Annotated in this window: 8 protein-coding genes; 7 read left to right on the top strand and 1 reads right to left on the bottom strand. The window is 44.4% G+C overall.

Going from position 1 to position 6533, the window contains the following annotated elements; translation table 11 throughout:
• Positions 1 to 504: 504 nt before the first annotated feature.
• The 6 genes from AABK37_RS39675 to AABK37_RS39650 all read left to right on the top strand — a co-directional run bounded on the left by AABK37_RS39675 (position 505) and on the right by AABK37_RS39650 (position 3188).
• Complete coding sequence (locus tag AABK37_RS39675) at positions 505 to 699, top strand: hypothetical protein (protein ID WP_432556884.1); 195 nt, start codon at positions 505 to 507, stop codon at positions 697 to 699.
• A 68-nt stretch (positions 700 to 767) separates the two neighbouring features.
• Positions 768 to 905 (top strand): hypothetical protein, encoded by a 138-nt coding sequence (locus AABK37_RS39670; protein ID WP_432556883.1) that lies wholly within the window; start codon positions 768 to 770, stop codon positions 903 to 905.
• A 180-nt stretch (positions 906 to 1085) separates the two neighbouring features.
• Complete coding sequence (locus tag AABK37_RS39665) at positions 1086 to 1334, top strand: hypothetical protein (RefSeq protein ID WP_432556882.1); 249 nt, start codon at positions 1086 to 1088, stop codon at positions 1332 to 1334.
• Positions 1331 to 1639: a hypothetical protein gene (locus AABK37_RS39660; RefSeq protein ID WP_432556881.1), complete on the top strand. Its 309-nt coding sequence runs from the start codon at positions 1331 to 1333 to the stop codon at positions 1637 to 1639. The genes AABK37_RS39665 and AABK37_RS39660 overlap by 4 nt, the downstream gene beginning before the upstream one ends.
• Before the next feature lie 134 nt (positions 1640 to 1773).
• Complete coding sequence (locus AABK37_RS39655; RefSeq protein WP_432556880.1) at positions 1774 to 2691, top strand: hypothetical protein; 918 nt, start codon at positions 1774 to 1776, stop codon at positions 2689 to 2691.
• Positions 2692 to 2957: 266 nt separating this feature from the next.
• Positions 2958 to 3188: a hypothetical protein gene (locus AABK37_RS39650; RefSeq protein ID WP_432556879.1), complete on the top strand. Its 231-nt coding sequence runs from the start codon at positions 2958 to 2960 to the stop codon at positions 3186 to 3188.
• Between the two features lie 68 nt (positions 3189 to 3256).
• Here the strand turns inward: AABK37_RS39650 and AABK37_RS39645 are convergent, their stop codons facing one another.
• Positions 3257 to 3463, bottom strand: coding sequence for a hypothetical protein (locus tag AABK37_RS39645; protein WP_432556878.1), 207 nt, complete (start codon positions 3461 to 3463; stop codon positions 3257 to 3259).
• Between the two features lie 141 nt (positions 3464 to 3604).
• Here AABK37_RS39645 and AABK37_RS39640 point away from each other — a divergent pair, with 141 nt between their 5' ends.
• On the top strand, positions 3605 to 6436 hold the full coding sequence (locus AABK37_RS39640; RefSeq protein ID WP_432556877.1) for a hypothetical protein: 2832 nt from the start codon (positions 3605 to 3607) through the stop codon (positions 6434 to 6436).
• Positions 6437 to 6533 lie beyond the last annotated feature (97 nt).

Below are 6533 nucleotides of genomic sequence, written 5' to 3'. Positions count from 1 at the left end.
GTAGACGTGCTTGCTTTTCTTGAGTCATCACTTTGATATGCGGCTTATATATTTCCCTCTATTTTGCCATCACTAGTAAATCTGCCAAAATGGGATGCTCCCAATTCTGTGGACTCGGACCGATGCAAATATCAGTGAATCTGATATGGAATTGCAGGACTGGCTTGGGCTGTACACGCTTACAGGAGCTTATAGTATAGCATCACCAAGGCAAAAAAACGAACGATAGATGCCACATCCACTTCTCCTATCCGCTCACGCGCTAGGGGAAGTGATGTATCCCTTGCTTAATTTATGAAAACAAATTACCACACGTAGTCTATGCATAAATATCAATACTATACACGCCTGTGTAAATACTGAAGCCTTACTGTCCAAGTGAAATAACTGCTAAAAGCACATTTAAAACGACTGCAAGTTAGATATATGGTAGCACTCTAAACACAACTTCAACTTGAAAACCGCTCACGCGTTACTGGGGGTGATGTTTGAGGAAATCCCATCGTGAGCAATACCACATTAACCCCGCTCCAACAAGCTGAATTATCGAGCTGGTTCGACCTGCTGGAACAACAATGGCTTGCTGCCATCCAGCAGCCTAAATCCGCTGAAGCTATTGCCTTAGCCGAGGCTGAGGCTGCTTGGGAGCAAGAACGTCAGTATTACCACGATGCTTACCTGTATTCTGACCGCTGCTAAACCATTAACAAAACTGTTGCAACCAAAACGCCCCAATTGCTATGGAAGCCTACCTATTAAGGATATCAATGACAACAACCACTGACATCAACCGTGCCAGCCTTGCAGTGCTATCAATCACCAGCGCCCAATTGTGGTCAGCGATTGACAATTGTGAGGGCGAATTAGAGTTACAAGAGTTGCTGCATGACCAACTTAACGTGTAGCAAGCAACAGAGGCAAAAGTAGACGCGATCGCCTACGTCGCTGACCAGTTAAAGCTAGACCTGGAAACCTGGGAAGCACGGCTAGAAAAGATTGTAGAACTGCACTCTACAGTCATCCAACGGCGTCGCAACCAGATAGCCCAAATAAAGGGGTATCTCCTGAAGTTGCACACTTCGGGAGTGCTGAGTGAGCAGGTAGCTGGAGTCGAGCGCCGTATCGACTTTCAAAACAATCCACCCTCAGTTGTGCTGCTGGTTGAACCCGACGAATTACCAACAGAATTTCAGGATGTCAAGGTCAGTGCTAAAGCTAAGGACATTTTAGCAGCACACAAACGCGGCGAGGACGTGAGTGCGATCGCGGAAATTGTTACCAGAAAGCACGTCCGCTTCCGACACATGAAACAGTCACAACAAAGTAAGAAATGAACATTAACAGAAGCACAAACATCACAATCACGCCTAGCAGCTATCTGAGTTGTTTCACCAATGAAAACTTGGGAACAGCAACCTTATATCTAAATGGCGAGAGCGAATCAATCGCCATCCAATTCAACCCAGATAATCTGCCAGTGCTGGAAACCCTGATATCAGAGCTACGAAAGCTAGAAATACAGTCCCAGCAATTGAAATTGCAAGACTTACAGCATCAAATCTCTCAGCTTGATCTGTCGCTTAACAGTAATGTTAACGGCAACTGTAAAGCAATTCTATCTGCGGGTGAGTCCTTCTAGCAATCACCATTGGAACCATAATGCGCCCAAGCTATAGCCTGAGCGCGTTATGGTTCCAAGACGCGCACTTGCTTAATTATCATCTGACCTTCGCGCTCACGCGCCGTCCTGGGTGATGTTTTTTACACGAATACATGGCGACAACAATTGAATTTAATGGGTCTGCGTTTCCGTCCCTGATTTTAAGAGACGACTTGACACAAACGTGGAACAACATCGGGCTGGATTCATTGCCACCTGCGGAATCAGAACCATTACTCAAGTTTCTGGAACTTATTGAATATGAGAAACTTGAAAACTTCAACCAAGATAGCGTACTCTTAGTCAAAGCTTCTGGTTGTGTGATGCAGGCAGTGTACGCCGCTGCCATTTTCCGGGATGGTGAAAGCATAGTTTTGAAACTGGGAGATAATCAATTCCCCATTACTCAAAAGGGCGACTTGCTGCACTGCGGAAAGCTCAAAGGTAAGCTAGTTGTCACCGAGGAAGAAGACCTCACTGGCAATAAGTACCCCAAAGCTACCTGCTCGTTTGTGTCCAAAAACCGAGATGTGTTCCGGGTTCCTATCCAGCTGGCTAGCCGGGATTTGAATCTTACCGTGGCAGAGGTAGAAGCCACAGTCATCAACGAAGAACCTATCCTATCTCTGTTGCGGCAAGTCCCTGGTAACTCCTTCAAAATGCACGAGCTTGGCGTTGGAGAGTACCAGCTTCACTCTTACATCTCATCCTCTGATGGAGAATATGGGACGGTGTACAAATTGCATCTTCTGGATGGACGAACTGTGCTGTCGCGGGGCAATGTCACTATATTGTTGGAATCTGGCTGGCGACCAAATCCTGAAAAGCCACTGATGCTCGTCATCAGCAGGATTGAGAAGCTGGCTGAAAACAAATTCACCGTGGACTGTGCATTGCGGGAGCGGTTGCCAATGTTAGGAGCTTCGACACGCCCAGTAGTCACAGTAGACGCGCATTCCCGAACTGTGCCTGAGCCAGAACTCGTGACTGTAGGGGTAAACAACTCTTTGGAGGACGAGATTCCCTATTAAGACTTCTTTACAGTAACTTCACCCGTCATAATATAGCCCACTGGTTAAATATCGGTGGGTTTTTCTCTTTTAGGGCTTACGCACAGCTAACGGAAAAACGTAGACGCATAGCGGCTTGCCGTTGGCGAAGCCTCTCGAAGAGAAGGCTACCACACTCTTACGCGCAGAGGACACAAATAAATAAGAGTTTGATAGTGTTTTTGCGTAAGTCCTGTCTTTTTCTCAAGCTCACGCTTCCACGGAGATGAAGTTTCATTTATGACTCCGTGTATCCAGAATATTTTGAAGAATTCCACTACGTTGTCCAAAACCGAGAACCAGTTGAACGTGAAATTCTCCCTCTCAAAGAAAGGCTGAAAGACCAAAACCTCTGGCAAAGCAGCGATTGGTGCTGCTATGACCGGGGAAAACGTCATGGGGACTTTGGCATTCCCCAACAATGTCAAAATCCTTTCTACCTTTTGGGGTATGCCAAAGGGTACGAAAAATATCGGTAACACTAATAGTTTAAATAGCCCTTACAGCCAAGGGCTGGTTAATTTTTTTAATGTACAAAATCCTAATCTCAAAACTCCTCTTCTTCGCCAATCACTATATAAGGAGTACCGTTTCTATACAATTCAGCAATTGTTAGACCTTCCTCATCATTTTTGTCTTGCACTGAGTCATAAAAGTCATCAGCCTCCATATATCCCTCACTCATCAATTCTTCAGGGGTAAGCCCGCGCATAGACTGCTCGCGAGTCAATTTAGGTAATTTTTGGTTACTCATAGATTTACAGCATTTATAAATTCCATTTTAACCTTGTCAAGAATGAAACAAGTTTTTTAAATTTACCTACAAAGGCAGATATCAATAGCAAATTATGTAATCCAATCTGGATATAAATATGTTCACACTTTTAGATAAACGATGACTCTAACCCTCAAACACTTTGATACAAAGCTAAAGCTTGATACTAGGGTAGAAGAGAAGATAGAAAATTCCTTGGCTGAGTACTTGTATCCCGATGTCGAATTTGCCATCGGCACAGTTTACCCAGGTTCTACAACAGCTCAAGACTTAAAGGAACATGAGGGCAAGACGTTACAGTTCGCCGCTGGGGAACGAATGTATTTCGCCAGTGACGATAAAGTACGCGATCGCATTTACCCAAATGCTTCAGACGGAGCAGCTTACGGCTCACTGCTGTTTACTCCTTGTCGGGACTTCAAGGAACTTAAAAACCTACGCCTGATAGTAATAGACGATGCAACTGGAGAAAACGGAGGCTTTCTGCCACTGGATGTAGCAAAAAACCTAGTAGGTGACTGTTACGGCAAAATCAGCCTAGACTTGGCAGAAGAACTTACAGGCAACAGCAATACTCCATTCCAGTTTCGACTAGGCATCAAGGAACAAGAGAAAAACCCTGTAGCCCGGATTGCTAAGGGAACATTAGCTCCCTTTAGACTTGAGCAAGTAGGAGAAGCGTTAATTAGAGATAACGGCAAAACTGGTTACGACATGGTGCTAGCAACATCTTCCTTCAAAGGTAGGAAAGGGGAAGATGCGATCGCACCGGGGGAATATAACTTAACAGTTGGTTTAGGAATCAAAACTCTGGCTGAGTATGGGAAACATAGCCTTGGTACGCAAATACTAGTCAATTACCCTCGTGCAGTAGAAGCTGATATGCTACCCCGGCTGGAATTAGATGCGATGATTTTAGCAAACATCCAATCAGATCCTCGCAAAATTGCTCAACATTACGTTGAAACTTACGAACGGCGCAAAGCACTTGTTAATGCAAAAGGAGAGTCCAAAATTTCAGACTTTTCAGGCGACTTAGCCCTTGACGTTGAATCAGTTTTCAGCAACTTGGGGGAAAGCGGTGAACTTAATCCAGAACAACAGCAACAACAAGACCAATTAGTTTATCGCCTGCTCGAAGCTGATTTAGAGGGTCACTTCCAAATACTGGAACATCCCAAAATTATTGCCGAACTGCAAGAATTTGTTCGTGCTTCCTGGGTGGATATTGCTACTGGTCGGGCTATCAAATTCAATTCTGGACTAGCTCAACCGAGTTTGAAGCTGGCTGAGAATGAAATCTGCGTTCCTTATATTCCCGAAGGAGAAGAAATCATTGTCACTCGCTCTCCCTTAGTCAACTCTAATGGGGTAATTGTACTTACTAATCGACACCTGCCCGAAGTTATGAAGCTTTCTGGGACAGTACACATCCATCCCCAAACCGCTGCTGATAACTTGCAAGCTGATTTCGACGGCGATCGCTTGGCATTTGCTCATAAGCGTGATTTTCCTACTCTAGCAGCTGAAGTGAAGGAATACAATCTACCAGCCAACCGCTATCCCGATGTAGTCAAAAAAGCAAAAGTCCCCTATCAAGGAACTTTTGCAGAAATCGCCGTCAGCGCAATGGAAAATAAAATTGGACTTATTGCCAACGAAATTCAAAAGAACGTAGCGTTGCAATGGGAAACTCAGCTAATGCCTAAAGAAGAACAATATGGGTATCTTAGACGCATATCTGCTCACTTAAGTAATATCGGAGCTAAACACAAAAACGGCGAGATTAAAATCCCAGAAGAAATCTTAAAACAAATAACTCCCATTGCTAAACTACCAACTAGTCTAACTACACAACACGTAGAACAAGGATTGCGCGAGGTAAGAAACCTATTGCGTTCACTTGTAGGAGAACTTTCAAACGAGTTACAAGTAGCCGTAGATGGTCCTAAAAGCGCACTTCGTCCTGATGAATCCATCCTCAAATACTGCCAGGAAATATGCAATTATAACTCTGTTGTCTGGTTAACTGATAAGAAAAATCCAGAGGCTTTCTTAAATCGGGGAATGAAAACCACGAACCACAGTCCTATTGACTTGATGGTAAAGCAGACTAATCAGCACTTTGAGGAAAATCAACTTATCGCCCGTCCTACCGAGCAATTTAGAGCTTTATATCCTGGAGTTGAGTTTACCCAAGCCCATAAAGACCAGGCTACCACTATTAAAAATACCTATAACGGTTTGATTAAAGAAGCCATCAGATTAGAAGAAAAAAGAAAATTAGAGCCAGGTCCAAGTTTAATAATCACGTCCGCAACAAGTGGGCGACAAATCGAAGTTACTAACCTGATTAATAGTAATGTAAGTGATCAACCTTCACCGATTTGGGGTCAGCAAAACTTAGACATTAGAATAGAACTTAATCCCAAACAAAACCAGAAAACACCACAGTCATTTGTTGCTGTTCTGCTCAAAGATCCAATCACTCAAGCTAGCATTCCTCCTAGACCGATTGGCACTGTTTCCCAAGCCTCCGCTCGTGAACATAATCTCAAAGCTGGCATGACAATCAAACAAGGAAAAGTCTCCTTCCAGCCTGGGGTCAGCAAGAGTATGGTAGAAGCTGCCTTCTCAAAAGCCAGTGAATACTTAGAAACGCTAAGTAATTCTACATCTGAATCAGAAAAACTTCCACTGGCGGCGGCTCTTCACAATATTACCCACACTGAAGAAAGTCATTTGTACCAGGGGCGTAAGAAAGCCAGTGTAGCGTTTGCTGCTTTCCCCGACCAAATTATTGGACAACTGAAGGAATTACAATTCACCAACCTTTCTGTAGTCGGCACACACCAATCCAGCAGCGAACACAATGGACGCAACTGGCAGGGTGAGAAAGTCTCCATCAAAATTGAACTGGATGCTGACCCCCGCGACCCCAATATCTGGTAGAGTCGATGGCGGGTATTATCCCGCGCACCTCTCTGTTAGATCCGAGCGTGCGACTTTCACCGCACTCGGCTCCCGATATTCTAGGGTTTCCCCTTGC

Source organism: Tolypothrix sp. VBCCA 56010 (genome assembly GCF_050875635.1).
Classification (GTDB): Bacteria; Cyanobacteriota; Cyanobacteriia; order Cyanobacteriales; family Nostocaceae; genus Hassallia.
The sequence above is the reverse complement of the archived record's forward strand: the minus strand, read 5'-3'. Positions and strand labels throughout refer to the sequence as shown.

Coding starts and splice junctions, on each gene's coding strand:
- AABK37_RS39640 (WP_432556877.1), top strand. CDS start 3,605: ATGACTCTAACCCTCAAACACTTTGATACAAAGCTAAAGCTTGATACT.
- AABK37_RS39670 (WP_432556883.1), top strand. CDS start 768: ATGACAACAACCACTGACATCAACCGTGCCAGCCTTGCAGTGCTATCA.
- AABK37_RS39645 (WP_432556878.1), bottom strand. CDS start 3,463: ATGAGTAACCAAAAATTACCTAAATTGACTCGCGAGCAGTCTATGCGC.
- AABK37_RS39655 (WP_432556880.1), top strand. CDS start 1,774: ATGGCGACAACAATTGAATTTAATGGGTCTGCGTTTCCGTCCCTGATT.
- AABK37_RS39660 (WP_432556881.1), top strand. CDS start 1,331: ATGAACATTAACAGAAGCACAAACATCACAATCACGCCTAGCAGCTAT.